29 protein-coding genes and 2 pseudogenes are annotated in these 18,442 nt (G+C 55.8%); 29 read left to right on the top strand and 2 right to left on the bottom strand.

The features are described from left to right. The first annotated feature begins 101 nt into the window (after positions 1 to 101). From GNG26_RS09875 to GNG26_RS09815, 16 genes and pseudogenes are all read left to right on the top strand, one after another. Entirely contained in the window at positions 102 to 380 is a 279-nt protein-coding gene (locus tag GNG26_RS09875; RefSeq protein WP_156240163.1) for a hypothetical protein, read from the top strand. 159 nt (positions 381 to 539) lie between these two features. Further along, positions 540 to 863, top strand: a complete 324-nt coding sequence (locus tag GNG26_RS09870; protein WP_156238544.1) for a hypothetical protein — start codon at positions 540 to 542, stop codon at positions 861 to 863. Next, entirely contained in the window at positions 860 to 1,000 is a 141-nt protein-coding gene (locus GNG26_RS22495; protein WP_197080143.1) for a hypothetical protein, read from the top strand. The genes GNG26_RS09870 and GNG26_RS22495 overlap by 4 nt, the downstream gene beginning before the upstream one ends. Before the next feature lie 14 nt (positions 1,001 to 1,014). Further along, positions 1,015 to 1,224 carry a cell division protein FtsZ gene (locus GNG26_RS09865; RefSeq protein ID WP_156238543.1) on the top strand — a complete coding sequence of 70 codons (210 nt, stop codon included), beginning with the start codon at positions 1,015 to 1,017 and terminating at the stop codon, positions 1,222 to 1,224. A 7-nt stretch (positions 1,225 to 1,231) separates the two neighbouring features. Beyond that, positions 1,232 to 1,453, top strand: a complete 222-nt coding sequence (locus tag GNG26_RS09860; protein ID WP_231604257.1) for a hypothetical protein — start codon at positions 1,232 to 1,234, stop codon at positions 1,451 to 1,453. Between the two features lie 73 nt (positions 1,454 to 1,526). Further along, complete coding sequence (locus tag GNG26_RS22490) at positions 1,527 to 1,697, top strand: hypothetical protein (RefSeq protein WP_072036738.1); 171 nt, start codon at positions 1,527 to 1,529, stop codon at positions 1,695 to 1,697. 7 nt (positions 1,698 to 1,704) lie between these two features. After that, positions 1,705 to 2,331 (top strand): ERF family protein, encoded by a 627-nt coding sequence (locus tag GNG26_RS09855; protein ID WP_156238542.1) that lies wholly within the window; start codon positions 1,705 to 1,707, stop codon positions 2,329 to 2,331. Further along, positions 2,332 to 2,757, top strand: coding sequence for a single-stranded DNA-binding protein (locus GNG26_RS09850; protein ID WP_156238541.1), 426 nt, complete (start codon positions 2,332 to 2,334; stop codon positions 2,755 to 2,757). A gap of 70 nt (positions 2,758 to 2,827) precedes the next feature. Then, the gene (locus tag GNG26_RS09845) at positions 2,828 to 3,157 is read left to right on the top strand and encodes a hypothetical protein (protein WP_156238540.1); all 330 of its coding nucleotides are present in this window, start codon (positions 2,828 to 2,830) and stop codon (positions 3,155 to 3,157) included. Next, complete coding sequence (locus GNG26_RS09840) at positions 3,154 to 3,312, top strand: DUF1317 family protein (RefSeq protein WP_156238539.1); 159 nt, start codon at positions 3,154 to 3,156, stop codon at positions 3,310 to 3,312. The genes GNG26_RS09845 and GNG26_RS09840 overlap by 4 nt, the downstream gene beginning before the upstream one ends. Positions 3,313 to 3,317: 5 nt before the next feature. Then, the gene (locus GNG26_RS09835; RefSeq protein WP_156240161.1) at positions 3,318 to 3,536 is read left to right on the top strand and encodes a hypothetical protein; all 219 of its coding nucleotides are present in this window, start codon (positions 3,318 to 3,320) and stop codon (positions 3,534 to 3,536) included. Continuing rightward, positions 3,533 to 3,805, top strand: coding sequence for a DUF5405 family protein (locus tag GNG26_RS09830; protein WP_114387879.1), 273 nt, complete (start codon positions 3,533 to 3,535; stop codon positions 3,803 to 3,805). Before GNG26_RS09835 ends, GNG26_RS09830 begins: the two co-directional genes overlap by 4 nt. A gap of 91 nt (positions 3,806 to 3,896) precedes the next feature. Then, positions 3,897 to 4,112: a TraR/DksA C4-type zinc finger protein gene (locus GNG26_RS09825; RefSeq protein ID WP_156238538.1), complete on the top strand. Its 216-nt coding sequence runs from the start codon at positions 3,897 to 3,899 to the stop codon at positions 4,110 to 4,112. Then, complete coding sequence (locus tag GNG26_RS09820; RefSeq protein WP_156238537.1) at positions 4,109 to 5,158, top strand: DNA cytosine methyltransferase; 1,050 nt, start codon at positions 4,109 to 4,111, stop codon at positions 5,156 to 5,158. Before GNG26_RS09825 ends, GNG26_RS09820 begins: the two co-directional genes overlap by 4 nt. Further along, positions 5,136 to 5,375: pseudogene (locus tag GNG26_RS22650) on the top strand (DUF4222 domain-containing protein). Before GNG26_RS09820 ends, GNG26_RS22650 begins: the two are co-directional and overlap by 23 nt. Before the next feature lie 9 nt (positions 5,376 to 5,384). Further along, on the top strand, positions 5,385 to 5,627 hold the full coding sequence (locus GNG26_RS09815; protein ID WP_156238536.1) for a hypothetical protein: 243 nt from the start codon (positions 5,385 to 5,387) through the stop codon (positions 5,625 to 5,627). A 22-nt stretch (positions 5,628 to 5,649) separates the two neighbouring features. On the opposite strand, the gene GNG26_RS09810 is transcribed toward GNG26_RS09815, so the two are convergent. After that, entirely contained in the window at positions 5,650 to 5,862 is a 213-nt protein-coding gene (locus GNG26_RS09810) for a hypothetical protein (protein ID WP_156238535.1), read from the bottom strand. Positions 5,863 to 6,014: 152 nt separating this feature from the next. On the opposite strand from GNG26_RS09810, the gene GNG26_RS09805 reads away from it, so the two are divergent. The 6 genes and pseudogenes from GNG26_RS09805 to add all read left to right on the top strand — a co-directional run bounded on the left by GNG26_RS09805 (position 6,015) and on the right by add (position 11,519). Continuing rightward, positions 6,015 to 6,179, top strand: a complete 165-nt coding sequence (locus GNG26_RS09805; RefSeq protein ID WP_156238534.1) for a hypothetical protein — start codon at positions 6,015 to 6,017, stop codon at positions 6,177 to 6,179. Positions 6,180 to 6,188: 9 nt separating this feature from the next. Then, a complete protein-coding gene (locus tag GNG26_RS09800; RefSeq protein WP_022650951.1) occupies positions 6,189 to 6,437 on the top strand; it encodes an excisionase family protein in 249 nt (82 codons plus the stop codon). 89 nt (positions 6,438 to 6,526) lie between these two features. Further along, on the top strand, positions 6,527 to 7,750 hold the full coding sequence (locus tag GNG26_RS09795) for a site-specific integrase (protein WP_231604314.1): 1,224 nt from the start codon (positions 6,527 to 6,529) through the stop codon (positions 7,748 to 7,750). Positions 7,751 to 7,794: 44 nt separating this feature from the next. Next, positions 7,795 to 9,201 (top strand): annotated as a pseudogene (gene malX / locus GNG26_RS09790) (maltose/glucose-specific PTS transporter subunit IIBC); the annotation flags it as partial. 47 nt (positions 9,202 to 9,248) lie between these two features. After that, positions 9,249 to 10,421 (top strand): MalY/PatB family protein, encoded by a 1,173-nt coding sequence (locus tag GNG26_RS09785; RefSeq protein ID WP_156238533.1) that lies wholly within the window; start codon positions 9,249 to 9,251, stop codon positions 10,419 to 10,421. Between the two features lie 96 nt (positions 10,422 to 10,517). Next, the gene (gene add, locus GNG26_RS09780; RefSeq protein ID WP_156238532.1) at positions 10,518 to 11,519 is read left to right on the top strand and encodes an adenosine deaminase; all 1,002 of its coding nucleotides are present in this window, start codon (positions 10,518 to 10,520) and stop codon (positions 11,517 to 11,519) included. 28 nt (positions 11,520 to 11,547) lie between these two features. On the opposite strand, the gene GNG26_RS09775 is transcribed toward add, so the two are convergent. After that, positions 11,548 to 12,588: an oxidoreductase gene (locus GNG26_RS09775; RefSeq protein WP_103824550.1), complete on the bottom strand. Its 1,041-nt coding sequence runs from the start codon at positions 12,586 to 12,588 to the stop codon at positions 11,548 to 11,550. Between the two features lie 233 nt (positions 12,589 to 12,821). Here GNG26_RS09775 and blr point away from each other — a divergent pair, with 233 nt between their 5' ends. The 7 genes from blr to rsxD all read left to right on the top strand — a co-directional run bounded on the left by blr (position 12,822) and on the right by rsxD (position 18,432). After that, complete coding sequence (blr, locus tag GNG26_RS09770; protein ID WP_168194517.1) at positions 12,822 to 12,992, top strand: division septum protein Blr; 171 nt, start codon at positions 12,822 to 12,824, stop codon at positions 12,990 to 12,992. 202 nt (positions 12,993 to 13,194) lie between these two features. Beyond that, complete coding sequence (ydgT, locus tag GNG26_RS09765; RefSeq protein WP_103179389.1) at positions 13,195 to 13,410, top strand: transcription modulator YdgT; 216 nt, start codon at positions 13,195 to 13,197, stop codon at positions 13,408 to 13,410. Positions 13,411 to 13,496: 86 nt separating this feature from the next. After that, positions 13,497 to 13,937 (top strand): DUF2569 domain-containing protein, encoded by a 441-nt coding sequence (locus tag GNG26_RS09760; RefSeq protein ID WP_103179388.1) that lies wholly within the window; start codon positions 13,497 to 13,499, stop codon positions 13,935 to 13,937. Between the two features lie 76 nt (positions 13,938 to 14,013). Further along, complete coding sequence (rsxA, locus tag GNG26_RS09755) at positions 14,014 to 14,595, top strand: electron transport complex subunit RsxA (protein WP_039029166.1); 582 nt, start codon at positions 14,014 to 14,016, stop codon at positions 14,593 to 14,595. Further along, the gene (rsxB, locus tag GNG26_RS09750; RefSeq protein ID WP_114315166.1) at positions 14,595 to 15,173 is read left to right on the top strand and encodes an electron transport complex subunit RsxB; all 579 of its coding nucleotides are present in this window, start codon (positions 14,595 to 14,597) and stop codon (positions 15,171 to 15,173) included. The genes rsxA and rsxB overlap by 1 nt, the downstream gene beginning before the upstream one ends. Continuing rightward, positions 15,166 to 17,379 carry an electron transport complex subunit RsxC gene (gene rsxC / locus GNG26_RS09745; RefSeq protein ID WP_156238531.1) on the top strand — a complete coding sequence of 738 codons (2,214 nt, stop codon included), beginning with the start codon at positions 15,166 to 15,168 and terminating at the stop codon, positions 17,377 to 17,379. Before rsxB ends, rsxC begins: the two co-directional genes overlap by 8 nt. Continuing rightward, complete coding sequence (gene rsxD, locus GNG26_RS09740) at positions 17,380 to 18,432, top strand: electron transport complex subunit RsxD (RefSeq protein ID WP_156238530.1); 1,053 nt, start codon at positions 17,380 to 17,382, stop codon at positions 18,430 to 18,432. It begins immediately after the preceding gene. The last annotated feature ends 10 nt before the right edge of the window (positions 18,433 to 18,442 follow it).

Below are 18,442 nucleotides of genomic sequence, written 5' to 3'. Positions count from 1 at the left end.
GAAACCACGCGCCGGGCGTGGCTAAAAATCCCGGCAATCATTCAAGCTGAGGCTGCCTGATGGCGGCCTTTTTTACGCGGGTAACTACAGAGGTTAAGGGTATGGCATATCAGCCAGTAAGAAAATTCAAAGAAGGCGATGAGGTAATTTGGTCAAGTCAGGCAGGTGGTGGATGGAAGGTGAAAGTTGGTGATGTGGTTGAGGTAATTCCGGCCAGGGGTAGCATTAAAAAATCTAAATTTATGGAATTTCTATCCTCTCCTGGACTTCCGAGAAAAGAAGAAAGCTACATCGTCTGTGTTGGGCCAAAGCCGGGCTCGCGAGCGAAACCTAAATATTACTGGCCGAGAACTTCGGCGCTTTCACTGACTACGAACTAACCCGCTCCGGCGGGTTTTTTATTGCCTCATACCCCAGCTCATTCCAGTGAGTGAGCGTGAGTTATGAGACGGCGGCCATCCACCGCCAACGGAAATAAATACGCTATATGCGCAGGGTTTTTTAACGTTCAGCGGCGCGGCTTAAGCGCGGAGATGATTATGAAGAAAGTTTCGCTTTCCAGGCATCGCTATAGCCTTGACTGGTTCACTGTCGACCAAGTTGAAGTCAGTCTTGATACGTGCTGGCACTACGAAATGCAGTTCAGGCTCGGGTGCTGGTATTTGATGCATCGCCAATATGACAAATCGCAAGAGAAGTGGCTAAACCGTTCCGAATTGGATTTCCGTCTTGATGACCCTGCTGATGCGGTAATGAAGCTTGGCGACAGGGTTTATCGTTTTAGCAATATTCACGATGAAAACCTTTCAAAAGAGGTTTCGGACCTTATGAAGCGTGTATCCGCTCGCTCGGAGGCCTCATGACAGTCACCCACAACGGCAAGCAGTACACCGCATCGAAGTTAAACGATAACGAGTGGAAACTCTCATCGGTCGATAAGCCGCGCGAGTCATTAACGATGGACCGCAAACAGATGCAACTGGCCGGGCTGCTTGAGTAGGTGGAGAAACAATCATGATTGCCCACTACGGCACCACCCCCATCATTCGCCAGTGTGTTGAGCCTGGAATGATGGCGCTGCACGAAGGGCGCACCTACCGCGTGTCAGCTGTCATCCACGAACGCAAATGGGTGTACCTGCACACCGATGCGGAAATCATCCGGGTTAACGACCGGGTTATTGACGTTCTGCTCGATGGAACCGGCCAACCAATTCAGCACTGAGGTGATTATGCAGAAGTTTGAATATTTCGTGATGGATGGTCGTGCTCAATATGACCTTGAGCGAGCTGCAGTGTTCGAAGCGCTGGGCCAAAAAGAACCGTCGGAAAAGAGCCTGCAGCGAGACTGGGGAGATATGGGCGCATTTCTTGTGCGCGCTCCGGTAACCAGTGAGGACGCATCAGGCAATTCCCGATGCGGTGCTTTCGAAGTAGTCCGCGAAATCCAGTAATCCCCCACCCCATTTCACATCTGGCAGCCAATCGGTGCCGGGTGACGCACATTCTGATTTCAGGAGGCAAATTATGGCAGCTGAAACGACAGAGAAAGGCAGCCTGTTACAGCGCCGCATTTACACGCAGCAGGCTCTTTACTTCCGCTTTAAGGGTGACAGGGATCAGATGCGAATGTACCTGAACCTGTCTCGACTTGAAGTTCTGAATAAACGTTATTTCCTCGGGGGATGCCCGTTCTGAGGTGGCTATGGAAAATAAAAAAGTTTACGCAGCAATCAGCGGTGTTGCTTCTGCCCTTGCTGAGCAGGGTATCAGAAAGGAGAGGAAACAAGGGAGCCAAGTTAACTACGCGTTTCGCGGTATCGACGATATCTATAACGCGCTGGCCCCGGAACTGGTAAAGCACAAGCTCCTCATTCTCCCCCGCTACACCGAGCGCACAAGCGTAGAGCGAACCAGCAAAAACGGCGGCGCTCTGTTCTATATCACGGTTCGCGGTGACTTCGATTTCGTCAGCACTGAAGACGGTAGTGTCCACACGGTCACCACCTACGGCGAAGCGATGGACAGCGGTGACAAGGCCACCAATAAGGCTATGTCGATCGCCTACAAATACGCGGCGTTTCAGGCCTTCTGTATCCCAACGGAAGAGACGGCGAGCGACGCTGATGCTGAGGTTCATCAAGTTCAGCCTGCGGCGGCAGATCAGATCCTTGCCGAGTTTACGCAGTACGCCAGTACCGAAAACGACAGCAAAACACTCCAGGAGCGTTACGCCACCACATGGTCACGCCTTAATGGGTTTGCTGACCATCAGGCGAAATGCAAAGACGTAACCGGCATCCGACTTAAAGAGCTTAAACAGGCGGCATAAATGGCAATTAACACGATCACAGTTTCTGGCAATGTCGGGAAAGACGCGGTTCTCCGCGTCACCCCAAACGGCAAGCACATCTGCTCGTTCTCCCTCCCTGCAAAGTCCGGGTTTGGCGACAACGAGAAAACATCCTGGCTGAACTGCAAGATGTTCGGCGCTATGGCTGAGAAGCTCTCAACGGCGATTGTTAAGGGTGCAAAGGTCACGGTGACGGGTGAGTTCGTCATTGAGGAATGGACCAAGCAGGACGGATCGCAGGTACAGACCCCAACCATCCTGGTTCGGGATATAGACCTGCCGCCTCGCAATGGTCAGCAGCATACCCAGCAGGCGGCATCTCAGCCACAACGTCAGCAGCGCTCAGCACCCCAACCAAGCGAACCACCGATGAACTTCGACTTCGACGACGACGCCCCGTACTGACGCCTGACTAACCACCTCAACCACCCTATTTCACCTCACGGAGGCGGGTTAACCACACCCGCAATTCGCTATGCACCACATATCTGGCAGACGCCTTTACTCGAAAGAGACGCTTGTCCGGCTGCTGAGCAAGGACAGCAAAAACTTCATCGCTACCTACTGGAGCGGCGTTAACCCGGGCGACGGATGCTTCAACGCCGGGATTAACCTGGTCACTCACGAAGCGTTCTACGCAGGCTGGGGCGGCTCACTGGAAGAGAAAAGCGAGTACATCACTGCTGCTGAGCTGGAGATGGTGAAGGAGATGTGTGATGCGACTCCGTGGGGTCAGGGGTTCGGCGGGAAGTGCCTGGGCGGGATGGAATATCGACTTAAACCTGAAATGAGGGTGACGCAATGAAACACGCTCACGACGACATAGTAGTTCACGGACTTCGCCTGACATTCATTGTCGGGCCTAACGGCTGGCTGATGCCATGGGGTGATGTCATCTGCAACCCGCTCAAGGCGCAGCGACTGGCTGAGGAATATCTTAACAGGCAGGAGGCGGCATGAAGCGGATGACCACAGAACAGGAGAATGCCTTGCACTGTCAGGCCCGGCGATGCAGTGAAGAATTGAAGGCGGCGATGCGCACAAAGCCAAAGCCGAACTGGAACAAAGTCGTCCCGCCTATCCTCCGAAAATATCACCAAATCGTCGAGCCTCTAGGCATCAGCCTTATCAAATTTAATAGCGAAATTGGGCGCCTGAATGGGCGCTATGGAGTGGAGCCATGAGCAAAAGTATTCGAATCGAACTCGGTGAAAAGTACGTCGTAACCGGTTCAGCGCACGACCTGATTTTAAGCGAGAAGAAAATCAGCAAAGAGGGAAAGAACGCCGGTCAGGAAATTCTCTCTCGCCTGGGTTACTACAGCAAGTTTGAGCATCTTGTCCGTGAGTTGATGCACAAGGAGATTCTGGAGTCGGAGGCGCAGAGTTTGCAAGAGTTGCGCGACCACATCCAGAAGGTTAGCGAAACGCTCGCAAAGGCCGTCGGCTTATGACAGCAAAAATCACCCGGGAGCTTATCGCTCCCTTTTTATTGCTGGCGTTTGCCGTCAGCCGCATCAATGAACAGTTCAGGGAGCACTGACCATGGCAGATTTTGCAGACGACGCATCAGCCGTCGAAGAGTTGCAGCGTGAAGCTGCGTTGAGTGCTCACCGGATTAACCGTGACGCGGTATCGGCTAAGCAATGTAGCGATTGCGGCGAGGATATCCCGGAGTTGCGTCGGGTGAAGGTGCCGGGATGCCAGCGCTGCGCCAGTTGCCAGCAGGATAGCGAACTCAGACAGAAGCAGGGGCGCTGACTATGGCGGCCTACTACAACGAGATTGATACGTATGCGGCCCAATGGCTGCGCAACCTGATCGCCAACGGCCACATCGCGCCAGGCGAAGTTGACGAACGGAGTATTGAAGATGTCACACCTGACGACCTGCGGGGATTCACCCAGGTACACATGTTTGCAGGGATTGGAGTCTGGTCGCATTCCCTCCGCCTCGCCGGATGGCCTGACGATAAACCGATCTGGACCGGCTCCTGCCCGTGCCAGCCTTTCAGCGCGGCAGGCAAAGGAGATGGGTTTGCTGACGAGCGGCACCTTTGGCCAGCCTTCTTACACCTCATCAGCGAGCGCAGACCTCAGCACGTCTTTGGCGAGCAGGTTGCAGCTGGTAACGCAAACGCATGGTTCGACCTTGTACAGGCAGACTTGGAAGGAATGGACTACGCCTTCGGGCTTGTGCCGTTTACGTCAGCGAGCATCGGTGCTCCGCACATCAGAGAGCGAGCCTACTGGGTGGCCCACGCCAACAGCGAAATCGACGACCGGCGCGGGAACGTCCTGGCGCATGGGCGGGATGAATATTCAGACGGCTGTAACCCTGGCAAGCTGGCCGACACCAACGGCGAACGTGAAGAATCAGCCAGAAACAGATCGGGGGCTGGAGAATCTTGGCGGAGCGGTGAAATTAGCAGGATGGGTGACGCCGACGTCGCGCGACTGGAAAGACTCAGCAGGGATGACTGCGCAGCGGGATGGAAAGGACAGGCTGGATCAGTTGCCGCGTCAGGCGTACACATGCGGCCCCTTGAGGTTAACGGTTTTTGGCGTGATGCAGATTGGCTCCTATGTCGAGATGGAAAATGGCGTCCAGTTGAACCCGGCACATTCCCGTTGGTTGATGGGACTGCCGCACGCCTGGGACGAGTCGAGCCCGGGGTGGCAAGAGTGGCAAGCAGCAACCGCACTGGCAGGCTCAGAGGTTACGGCAACGCCATAAACGCACGGGCGGCCGCCGCTTTCATCAGTGCTTATATGGAGTCAGCCAATGTTCAGGATAATCCAGCCTAATACGTGGTATGCCGACCTGTTCGGATCACCATGCAAAATCCTCCGCGCAACTCATGAAGTCGTCCACTAGACCCGGAAGGGTCGCCGCGGCATCGCCAGCATGATGAGCTTTCAAAACGAGTTAGAGCCTCTCACCAAAGCAGAGGCCGAGCGTATCGAAGAAGAAATCGAAACAGCAGATCACATTAAACGGCTTCGCGCTATGCGTGCGGCATGAGGAGAGATTATGGGGAAGATGACATTCGTCGTTGAGTATGAAGATGGCAAGGAGCCGCCGGTAAGTGCCGATATGGATGTGGCAGGCGGCCGCCTTGTAGCGGCGTCGTGGAGTGACTACCGGGATGATTTCTTTACGGATGAACAGAGGGATACGGTAACGGCAGCGCTTGAGGAGTTCAACTGGCAGGATGAGGTATCTGACGAGGACACCACGGCAATACTGCAAAAGCTCGATCTCCTCACTCTGTAGCGCAACTGATAGCCGGTTAAAACTAAGCAATCATCCCGAAATGCTTCATTGCTTGCTCGATGAGCGGTACGTAATTATCAGGGCATTCATACACCCTTGAGTCAGGAGAGATACGGTTCGGTGCCTGCCTCATCTTGAACCCATGCATGTGCTTAACATGAGCGATATGGCATGTTTTAACGCTAACGCCATTGTGAGCTTTTACGTATTCCTGGATCTGCTTATAGGTAGCCATGCATCCCTCCATTTCAATGCGAATCAATATACCTGACAGGTATCGCAACTGATAGCTGATTCACTGAGTCGGCTATTGGGTGCGAATGCACTGCCACGTTATCCCCCTTTCAGCCCTCCATTGCGAGGGCTTCTTTTTGCCTGGAGAAACCTATGACGCGTGAAGAGGCTATCAACAAATTAAAGATACTGCAGAGCTTGGGTGACAAAGAAATCGCGCATTGCAACGCAGATGATGTGATCTGCGACCTGCTTAAGGCGCTGGGATATGAAGATGTCGTAAAGGAATACGATGAAATCGACAAGTGGTATGCATAGGAGAAAACCATGAGCGACATTATTCAGCTGGTACCGAATAAATGGGTCACAGAGGAACTTTTAACTGCGACGACCGGCATGTCAAAGCACATGATTCAGCATGCCCGCCGGTCGACCTGGATGGAGGGGAAGCATTATCGCCATGTTGCCCCTGATATGGCACCCAAGCAAAACAGCCCAATCATGTATAACCGCGATGAGATAAACCACTGGATCGAGCACCAAAGTCCAGCGAAACGCCGGAGAATATCTGCTTAAATGTCCTTTGGCACATCAAACGAGGAATGATTATGGCAGCATACCCAACAGGCGTAGAGGTTCATGGAGAATCGTTACGAATATAGTTCATATATCAGGGGAAGCGTGTCAGGGAAAATCTCGGCGTTCCTGACACGCCGAAAAACAGGAAAATGGCAGGTGAGCTTCGGGCTTCGGTCTGCTTTGCGATAAAGACAGGCACATTCAATTATGCCTCACAATTCCCGGATTCATCGAACTCAGAGAAATTCAGTACCGTCAGAAAGCAAATCTCACTACTTGAACTGAAATCGAAATGGCTTGGCCTTAAGGAGATGGAGCTTAGCCTCGGGACGTTGAGGCGTTACGATTGCCACCTCACAACAACTATCGAAACAATTGGTGAGCACAGGTACATCGGCAGCCTGAACACTGAAGATATCCTTAGTGCCAGGAAGGAGCTACTGAACGGCTGGCAGAAGACTAGGCATGGCCTAAATCACCCGCCCAAAAAGGGAAGAAGCGTTCCTACAGTCAATAGCTATATGGCATGTCTTGGCGGGATGCTGGGCTTTGCTTTCAAAAGTGGCTACCTGAAAACCGATCTGATGGCAGGTATTACACCGCTCGCAAAAGAAAGGCCCGTTCCAGATCCTCTTACTTCTGGCGAGTATCAGCGAGTGGTTGCAGCCTGCCCAACGCTGCAGTTTCAGAATATGGTTATCTTTGCGGTAAATACAGGCGTCAGGCATGGCGAACTAAGCGCGTTAGCCTGGGAGGATGTGGATACTGTTAACTGGACTGTTACGGTGTCACGGAACTATTCCCTGAAGGGTAACTTCACCCTGCCAAAAACCAACGCCGGGATTCGAACCATACAGCTGACCCAGCCAGCAATTGATGCCCTCAAAGCGCAAATGCCACTGACAAGAATGATGGCATCCCACAAGGTAAGCGTCAGCCTACGGGAATACAAAAAAAAGAGAACCGATGAATGCACCTTTATATTCTCCCCGTCCATTACTTCAATGAACGGTAAGAAGACGATGTGCTACGTTCCCGGATCCATTAATTCAGCATGGCGCACTGCCCTGCGTCGTGCAGGCGTCCGGCAAAGACGGTCTTATGAAACAAGAAACACATATGCGTGCTGGGCACTGGTCGCCGGAGCGAACCCAAATTTCGTTGCGCACCAGATGGGCCATTCGTCAGCGCAAATGCTATTCACGGTTTACGGCAAATGGATGACCGAGAATAACCATGACCAGGTGGGCATTTTGAACGCATCATTTACTCAAAATGCCCCACTGATGCCCCATAGAAAAACCGCATAACCTTAACTATCTGATTTAACATATCAATATCACTTCAATCGTGATTCATCTGGATGAGCAAGGTCGGCTCCTTTGCCTTTAGCTTCCTGCCGGTGATGTTCTGCATCGCCATCCCGCTGGGGCTGGCCCGCGAAAACAAAGGCGTGGCGGCCTTTGCCGGGTTTGTGGGCTACGCGGTGATGAACCTGGCGGTGAACTTCTGGCTGACCGCCAAAGGCATTCTGCCGACCACCGACGCGGCAGTACTGAAAGCCAATAACATTCAAAGCGTAATTGGTATTCAGTCGATTGATACCGGCATCCTCGGGGCCGTGATCGCGGGTGTGATCATCTGGATGCTGCATGAACGTTTTCACAATATCCGTCTGCCGGATGCGCTGGCCTTCTTCGGCGGCACCCGTTTTGTGCCAATTGTGACGCTGGTGGTGATGGGATTGTTTGGCCTGATCATTCCGCTGATTTGGCCGGTCTTTGCCATGGGTATTACCGGTATTGGCCGTATTATCAACAGCGCCGGTGATTTTGGTCCGATGATCTTCGGTACCGGCGAACGCCTGCTGCTGCCATTCGGACTTCAGCATATTCTTGTCGCCCTGATCCGCTTCACGGAAGCGGGCGGCACGATGGAGGTGTGCGGTCACGATGTGAGCGGCGCGCTGACCATCTTCCAGGCGCAGCTGAGCTGCCCGACCACCCACGGCTTCTCGGAGAGCGCTACCCGCTTCCTCTCCCAGGGGAAAATGCCGGCCTTCCTCGGCGGCCTGCCGGGTGCGGCGCTGGCGATGTACCACTGCGCCCGTCCGGAAAACCGTCATAAGATTAAGGGCCTGCTGATCTCCGGCGTAATCGCCTGCGTGGTCGGCGGTACCACCGAACCGATCGAGTTCCTGTTCCTCTTTGTCGCGCCGGTGCTGTACCTTATTCACGCCGTGCTGACCGGCCTGGGCTTTACCACCATGGCGGTGCTTGGCGTCACCATCGGTAATACCGACGGCAACGTGATTGACTTTGTGGTGTTCGGCATCCTGCACGGCCTGTCGACCAAGTGGTATCTGGTGCCGGTGGTGGCCGCGATCTGGTTTGCGGTCTACTACGGGATCTTCCGCTTCGCCATCACCCGCTTTAACCTGAAAACGCCGGGACGCGATATTGAGAGCGCGGCGAGCGTGGAGCAGGCGGTGGCGGGCGTGACCGGCAAATCCGGCTACAATACGCCAGCGATCCTCGCGGCGTTGGGCGGTGCGGATAACATCACCTCTCTCGATAACTGCATTACCCGTTTGCGCCTGTCGGTGGCGGATATGTCCAAAGTGGATACCAACGCCCTGAAGGCCAATCGCGCCATCGGCGTGGTTCAGCTCAACCAGCACAATTTGCAGGTGGTCATCGGCCCGCAGGTGCAGTCAGTGAAAGATGAGCTGGCGACCCTGATGCGAACAGTAGAAGCCTGATGCCCCAGCCCCCTCCCCAGGAGGGGGTTCTCTTTTAAGGAGACGTTATGTTTGATTTTTCCACCGTCGTGGATCGTCACGGCACCTGGTGTACCCAGTGGGACTATGTTGCCGATCGCTTCGGCGCCGCCGATCTGCTGCCGTTTACCATCTCGGACATGGATTTTGCCACTGCGCCCTGCATCATCGAGGCCCTGCAAGCCCGCATCAGCCACGGGGTGTTTGGCTACAGCCGCTGGAAAAACGACGCATTCCTGGCCGCTGTGGCCCACTGGTTCCGCCAGCGCTTTGACAGCGTTATCGACACTGACGCCATCGTCTATGGCCCCTCAGTGATCTATATGGTCTCAGAGTTGATTCGCCAGTGGTCGGATGCAGGCGATGGCGTGGTGATCCACACTCCGGCCTATGATGCGTTTTACAACGCCATTGCCGGTAATGACCGTAAGGTAGTTTCCGTCGGCCTGCAACACTCGGCGGCGGGCTGGCAGTGCGATATGGCCGAACTGGAAGCGGTGCTGGCCCAGCCGCAGAACACCATTTTATTGCTCTGCAGCCCGCACAACCCCACCGGCAAAGTGTGGACCCGGGATGAGCTGAAGATCATAGCTGAACTTTGCGCGCGTCACGGCGTGGCGGTCATCAGCGATGAAATTCATATGGATATGGTATGGGGTAACCATCAGCACATCCCCTGGTGCGAAGTGGCGCAGGGAAAATGGGCGCTTCTCACCTCCGGATCCAAGAGCTTTAATATTCCTGCTCTTACCGGCGCATACGGTTTGATCGGTGATGAAGCCAGCCGCATGGACTATTTGCAGGCGCTGAAGGGGCGCGACGGCCTCTCTTCGCCGTCGGTGCTGGCGCTGGTGGCGCATATTGCCGCCTACCAACAGGGTGAAGCCTGGCTGGATGCGCTGCGCAATTATCTGGAGGCCAACCTGCACTATGTAGCCGACAGACTTAATGGTGCCTTTCCCGCGTTAAACTGGCAGCCACCAGAGGCGACCTATCTGGCGTGGATCGATCTGCGACCGCTAAATATCGACGACCGAAAGCTGCAAAACGTGCTGATTGAGCAGCAAAAAGTAGCGATTATGCCGGGATATACCTATGGCGAAGAGGGTAACGGTTTTATCCGACTCAATGCCGGTTGCCCGCGCAGTAAACTGGAGCAAGGGGTGGAACGACTGATTGCCGGGATTCACGCCCTGCGGTAATAGCATTGCGCAACGGATATTTATCTTGCGCAATTAGCTTTTTGCTCCGTTTTATTTTTATAATGTGTCGCACTTTACCTAATAAAGAGTGCGACCATGATTGATACCACCCTCCCGTTAACTGACGTACATCGCCACCTTGATGGCAACATTCGTGCCCAGACCATCCTTGACTTGGGTCGTCAGTATAATTTAACCCTGCCCGCACAAACCCTTGAGTCGCTGATCCCGCATGTGCAGGTAACAGAAAATGAACCGGATCTGGTCAGCTTCCTGAGCAAGCTCGACTGGGGGGTAAAAGTCCTCGCCTCGCTGGAAGCCTGCCGTCGCGTTGCCTTCGAGAATATTGAGGACGCCGCGCGCAACGGTCTGCATTACGTTGAGCTGCGTTTCTCGCCAGGCTATATGGCGATGTCCCACAACCTGCCGGTTGACGGTGTGGTAGAGGCGGTGATCGCTGGCGTTCGCGAAGGCTGTAAAGCCTTTAATGTGGAAGCCCGCCTGATTGGGATCATGAGCCGTACCTTTGGCGAAGCCGCTTGTCTTCAGGAACTCGAAGCCCTGCTGGCTCACCGGGAACATATCACTGCGGTCGATCTGGCGGGTGACGAGCTGGGCTTCCCGGGCAGTCTGTTCCTCTCCCACTTCAATCGCGCCCGCGACGCAGGCTGGCACATCACCGTCCATGCCGGTGAAGCGGCGGGCCCGGAGAGCATCTGGCAGGCGATCCGCGAGCTGGGCGCCGAGCGTATTGGTCACGGGGTGAAGGCGGTGGAAGACCGCGACCTGATGGACTTCCTGGCGGCACAACGCATCGGAATCGAATCCTGTCTGACCTCCAACATTCAGACCAGCACCGTGGCGACGCTGGCGCACCACCCGCTGAAAACTTTCCTCGAGCACGGGGTAATGGCCTCGCTGAACACTGACGATCCGGCGGTTCAGGGAGTCGATATCATTCACGAATACACGGTAGCCGCCCCGCAGGCCGGACTGAGCCGCGAGCAGATTCGCCAGGCGCAGATCAATGGTCTGGAGATGGCATTTTTAACGCCTGCCGAGAAGCAGGCGCTGCGCGACAAGGTCGCACGCGGATAAGAAAAAGCCCGGCAATGCCGGGCTTTTTTCAGGCCAGACAGAGAGTCGCGCGATGTTTCGCGGACTCGATACCCAGCTCGATCAGTTCCATAATCTGAATCGCCTGGCTTGCCGGGACCGGGTTCTCCCCGTCGCCGTTTAGTGCATCGCGAATACCGGCATAATAGGCCGGATAGTTGCCCGGCAGCGTCAGCCAGGTCTCTTCCACACGCTCTTCGCCTTCCACGCGGGTCAGCACGCCGTCACGCATGTCATAGCCCCAGTCTTCCTGCGGCAGGCGTTCGCCGTTTTTCAGACGATCTTCCTGCGGATCGAGACCGAACTTCACATAGCTGCCGCGGGAGCCGTGCACGATATAGCGTGCAGATTCCGCCGCCGCCATCATGGTGCCATGCAGTACCACGCGCCGCTGCGGATAGCTCAACACCGCATGGAAGTAGTCCGTGGCCTGCGCGCCAGGGCGCAGCTGGGCCAGATCGACGTTCAGGCTCACCGGCAGACCAAACAGATTAACGGCCTGGTCAAGCAGATGTGGGGCCAGATCGTACCAGATGCCGCTGCCCGGACCCGCCTGCTCACGCCAGCGATTACGCACCTGCGGACGGAAACGGTCGAAATGTGATTCGAAGAATGCCACTTCCCCCAGAGAGCCATCGGCAATGAGGGCTTTAACGGTGAGAAAGTCGCTGTCCCAGCGGCGGTTGTGGAAGACGGAGAGCAGTTTACCCAGGCTTTTCGCCAGCGCGTCCAGTTCCCGCGCCTGTGACAGCGTCACGGTAAAGGGTTTATCTACCACCACATGCTTGCCCGCTTCAAGGGCCGCTTTTGCCAGCGGGAAATGGGTGTCGTTCGGTGTCGGGATAACAATCAGATCGATATTGGGATCGTTAAACAGATGCTTCGGCTCAGAAACCACCGGCACGGTTGGCCAGTCGGCATGGACTTTCGTCGCATCGCTGCTGGAAATTGCTGCCAGCTCCATCCCCGGGGTGCCATCAATCAGCGGGGCATGAAACGTTTTACTCGCATAACCATAACCTATTAATCCCACACGGATTTTGTCGCTCATGAAATCGCCTCTCATCTTTTGACCTGCATATTTCACACTATCTCCTCTCCCGTCACAATAGATTAATCTGGCGGACCTTGCCCTAAAGCAAGAGAAGCAATCAGTAATTTCTGATTAACTTTTATAACTCGCTGAATACAATCGTAAAACATCCATGTAAAGCGCTTGCTCAGCGGCATATCGCGCTGTAAAATTCTGGATCTGTATTTATGGATAAAACATTACCAAGAATCATGACGACAATAATTAATCGCATTATCGAGTTAGCGGGATGGATAGTACTGGGCGTGTCGGTGATACTGCTCGCCATTGCCAGTCATATTGATAACTACCAGCCCCCTGAGCCGGTAAATACGGTCAACCAGGCCAAGCCTCATACGCTCATCAAAAATAGTGACATATGATGTCAGTTGCTTATTGCCAGCCGTCATGAACAGCGTTAACCTTCTTCGCCAGGCGTCGACCGACGCCTGATTTCATCAGTCAAGAAAAGTCTTATTTTTGCCGGTGCGCTTTGGCAAACCGTTTACGTCTTATTTGAACCGTTTATTATTCGACCGAATTACTCCTTTGGCATTACTCACTCTTATATGGAAAATTATTAAAATGACAGTTCAGGACTATTTATTAAAATTTCGCAAAATTAATTCCCTTGAAAGCCTGGAAAAGCTGTTTGACCACCTGAACTACACCCTGAGTGACAATCAGGATATTATCAGCATGTACCGCGCCGCTGACCATCGCCGCGCTGAGCTGGTCTCTGGGGGACGCCTGTTCAACATTGGCGAAGTGCCTAAGTCGGTGTGGCGTTACGTGCTCTAAAAGGGTACCCATTGCCTGGAAATGTTATATACTCTCGCCCCTGCTAATTTGCAGTTCGCGCTTTTCGCTGACTATCGGGAGAGAACATGACCACAACGGCTGGAGAAAAAATTGGCGGCTGGTTACTTGCTCCGCTCGCCTGGCTGCTGGTTGCATTATTAAGTGCCTCGCTGGCGCTGGTACTTTATTCCACTGCATTAATTACGCCGCATGCGCTTAAAACGCTGGGCGCGCAAAATACCTCCGCTATCGTCATGTGGTTTATTTCTTTCGCCTTTGCGATTGCCATGTGGTACTACACGCTGTGGCTGACCATCGCGTTTTTTAAACGCCGCCGCAGCGTGCCTAAGCACTATATTATCTGGCTGCTGGTCTCTGTCTTGCTGGCCGTGAAAGCCTTCGCCTTTTCGCCGGTTTCCGATGCGCTGGCAGTGCGTCAACTTCTCTTCCCACTGCTGGTGACCGCGCTGTTCGTGCCGTACTTTAAGCGCTCGGCCCGCGTAAAGAACACCTTTGTGAATCCGTAATAACCTTACAGTTAACCTGTTGTCGCCTGCGCCGGTTTATCCGATAATAGGCGGCTTTTTTATGTCAGGCTGAATAATGACCGATTACTTACTGCTCTTTGTCGGCACGGTGCTGGTAAACAACTTCGTTCTCGTGAAGTTCCTTGGCCTGTGCCCATTTATGGGCGTCTCCAAAAAGCTCGAAACGGCAATGGGGATGGGGCTGGCCACCACCTTCGTGTTGACCCTCGCCTCGATCTGCGCCTGGTGGGTGGATACCTGGATTTTAATCCCCCTCGGCCTGACCTATCTGCGCACGCTGGCCTTTATTCTTGTTATCGCTGTGGTGGTGCAGTTCACCGAAATGGTGGTGCGTAAAACCAGCCCGGCGTTATACCGCCTGCTCGGCATCTTCCTGCCGCTGATCACCACCAACTGTGCGGTGCTCGGCGTGGCGCTGCTCAACATCAACCTTGGGCACAATTTCCTGCAGTCGGCACTGTACGGCTTTTCCGCCGCGGTCGGCTTCTCGCTGGTGATGGTGCTGTTTGCGGCGATCCGCGAACGCCTGGTCGCGGCGGATATTCCAGCACCGTTTCGCGGTAACGCCATCGCGCTGGTTACCGCCGGTCTTATGTCTCTGGCCTTTATGGGCTTTAGTGGTCTGGTGAAGTTGTAATGAATGCAATTTGGATTGCCATCGCTGCCCTCAGTGTTCTGGGGCTGCTGTTTGGCATCATTCTCGGTTACGCCTCGCGCCGCTTTGCGGTGGAGGATGACCCGATTGTCGAAAAAATTGATGAGCTGCTGCCGCAAAGCCAGTGCGGGCAGTGCGGCTACCCTGGCTGTCGCCCTTACGCAGAGGCGGTGGGCAACGGCGGCGAAAAAATTAACCGCTGTGCGCCTGGCGGCGAAGCGGTGATGCTGAAGATTGCCGGACTGCTGAACGTCGACCCTCAGCCGGTCGATGGTGATGAAAGCGCACAGGAGCCGGTGCGCATGCTGGCGGTGATCGATGAGCCCAACTGTATCGGCTGCACCAAATGTATTCAGGCCTGCCCGGTAGATGCCATTGTGGGCGCCACGCGCGCCATGCATACCGTGATGGAAGACCTGTGTACCGGCTGTAACCTCTGTGTCGCCCCCTGCCCGACCCAGTGCATTGAGTTACGCCCGGTAGCCACCACGACCGATAGCTGGAAATGGGATCTTCAGACCATTCCGGTGCGCATTATTCCTGTGGAACAACATGCTTAAGTTATTTTCTGCCTTCAGAAAAGAGAAGATCTGGGATTTCGATGGCGGTATTCATCCGCCAGAGATGAAAACCCAGTCCAGCGGCACGCCGCTGCGCCAGATCCCGCTGGCCAATCGTTTTGTTATCCCCCTTAAACAGCACATCGGTGCTGAGGGTGAGCTGTGCGTTAAACCTGGCGACAGCGTGTTACGCGGCCAGCCGCTGACCTTTGGACGCGGACGTATGCTGCCTGTGCATGCCCCGACCTCCGGCACCGTGGTGGCGATTGCTCCTCATACCGTTGCCCACCCTTCCGCCCTCTCTGAGCTGTGCGTCATCATCGACGCCGATGGCGAAGATCGCTGGATTGAGCGCGACGGCTGGAGCGACTACCGCAGCCACAGCCGCGAGGCGCTGATTGAACGCATTCACCAGTCTGGCGTCGCCGGTCTGGGCGGCGCGGGCTTCCCGACCGGCAACAAACTGCAGGGCGGCGGCGACAAGATCAAAACCCTGATTATCAACGCCGCCGAGTGCGAGCCGTATATCACCGCGGACGATCGACTGATGCAGGACTGTGCCGCGCAGATCGTCGAGGGCATTCGCATCCTCGCGCACATTCTGCAGCCGCAGGAAGTGCTGATCGGCATTGAAGATAACAAACCGCAGGCCATCTCCATGCTGCGTGCGGTACTGGCGGGCAGCCATGATATCAGCCTGCGCGTTATCCCCACCAAGTATCCCTCCGGTGGCGCCAAGCAGCTGACCCAGATTTTAACCGGCAAGCAGGTCCCGCACGGCGGTCGCTCGTCTGACATTGGCGTCCTGATGCAGAACGTCGGTACCGCCTATGCCGTTAAACGTGCGGTTGTTGACGGCGAGCCGCTTACCGAGCGCGTCGTTACCCTTACCGGGGAATCGGTTAGCCGTCCCGGCAACGTCTGGGCGCGTCTGGGCACGCCGGTTCGTCATCTGCTGGATCAGGCCGGGTTCTGCCCGAGCGCCGAGCAAATGGTAATTATGGGCGGGCCGCTGATGGGCTTTACCCTGCCGTGGCTGGATGTCCCGGTGGTAAAAATCACCAACTGCCTGCTGGCCCCATCCGTCAGCGAGATGGGCGAAGAGCAGGAAGAGAAAGGCTGCATTCGCTGCAGCGCCTGTGCCGATGCCTGCCCGGCGGATCTGCTGCCTCAGCAGCTCTACTGGTACAGCAAAGGGCAGATCCACGATAAGGCGAAATCCCACAACCTGGCCGACTGCATTGAGTGTGGCGCCTGCGCCTGGGTCTGCCCAAGCAATATTCCGCTGGTGCAGTATTTCCGTGTCGAGAAAGCCGAAATTTACGCGATCGCCCAGGAAGAGAAACGCGCTGCCGAAGCCAAAGCACGGTTTGAAGCGCGCCAGCAGCGCCTTGAGCGCGAGAAAGCCGCCCGCGAAGAGCGCCATAAGAAAGCGGCAGTTCAGCCTGCGGCGAAAGACCAGGATGCCATTAATGCTGCCCTGGCGCGTGTGCGTGAGAAGAAAGCCACCGCGACAGAAGATGTGGTGATCCCGGCGGGTCAGCGCCCGGATAACAGCGAGATGATTGCCGCCCGCGAAGCGCGCAAAGCAGAGGCCCGCGCCCGTCAGGCGGAAAAAGCGCAGGCTGCTGCCGCATCAACAGAAACCGATCCGCGTAAAGCGGCGGTCGAAGCGGCGATTGCCCGCGCAAAAGCCCGCAAAGCCGCGCCACCGCAAGAGACTCAGGCCGAGCCTGCTCCGGTGGATCCGCGTAAAGCCGCGGTCGAAGCGGCCATTGCCCGCGCAAAAGCCCGCAAAGCGGCGCCACCGGAAGAGAACCAGAGCGAGCCAGCGCCAGTCGATCCGCGTAAAGCCGCGGTCGAAGCGGCCATCGCCCGCGCGAAAGCCCGCAAAGCGGCGCAGCAGGATGATATTCAGGTTGAACAGGCTCCGGTCGACCCGCGTAAAGCGGCCGTCGAAGCGGCGATTGCCCGGGCCAAAGCCCGTAAAGCCGTGCCACCGGAAGCAAAACAGGAAGAACCCACCCCCGTCGACCCGCGTAAAGCGGCAGTCGAAGCCGCCATTGCCAGAGCAAAAGCGCGCAAGGCGGCGCAACAGGAAGAAGAGCCGGCAGCCAATGACGATCCACGCAAAGCGGCAGTGGCTGCCGCCATCGCGCGGGTACAGGCGAAGAGAGCCGCACAGCAGGCAGTTAACGAGGATTAAATGGTTTTCAGAATCGCAAGCTCCCCTTATACCCATAACCAGCGCCAGACATCGCGCATTATGATGCTGGTCTGCCTGGCCGCGCTGCCGGGCATTGCCGTACAGCTCTGGTTCTTCGGCTGGGGTACGTTGCTGCAGATTATCCTTGGCTGTGTGAGCGCACTGGCAGCCGAAGCACTGGTACTTAAACTGCGAAAAATCGCGGTGGGCAAAATCCTGGCGGACAATTCCGCCCTGCTCACCGGCCTGCTGCTGGCCATCAGTATTCCGCCGTTCGCTCCGTGGTGGATGGTGGTGCTCGGTACCGTGTTCGCGGTGATCATCGCCAAGCAGCTGTATGGCGGCCTCGGGCATAACCCGTTTAACCCGGCGATGATTGGCTATGTGGTGCTGCTGATCTCCTTCCCGGTGCAGATGACCAGCTGGCTGCCGCCGCATGAGATTGCCGCGACGGTGCCAGGCTTTATGGATGCCGTGCAGGTGATCTTCTCCGGCCATACCGCCAACGGCGCGGATATGAACACCTTGCGGATGGGTGTCGACGGTATTAGCCAGGCGACCCCGCTTGATACCTTTAAAACGTCCCTGCACGCCGGTCATAGCGTGGAGCAGATCCTGCAATATCCGATATACAGCGGCGTGCTGGCAGGCGCGGGCTGGCAGTGGGTTAACCTGGCGTATCTGGCCGGTGGCCTGTTCCTGCTGTGGCAGAAAGCGATCCGCTGGCATATCCCGGTGAGCTTCCTGGTAACGCTGGCGGTCTGTTCCGGCCTGGGCTGGTTCTTCTCACCGGAGTCGCTGGCGTCGCCGCAGATCCATCTGCTCTCCGGCGCGACCATGCTGGGCGCCTTCTTTATTCTTACCGACCCGGTAACGGCCTCCACCACCAACCGTGGGCGCCTGATTTTTGGCGCGCTGGCGGGTCTGCTGGTGTGGCTGATCCGCAGCTTTGGCGGTTACCCGGACGGCGTGGCCTTTGCCGTGCTGCTGGCGAACATCACCGTTCCACTCATCGACTACTACACGCGTCCGCGTGTGTACGGCCATCGCTAAGGATCTCGCC

It is taken from the genome of Leclercia sp. J807, from assembly GCF_009734465.1.
GTDB lineage: Bacteria > Pseudomonadota > Gammaproteobacteria > Enterobacterales > Enterobacteriaceae > Enterobacter.
This window is presented reverse-complemented; position numbering and strand designations above follow the sequence as displayed.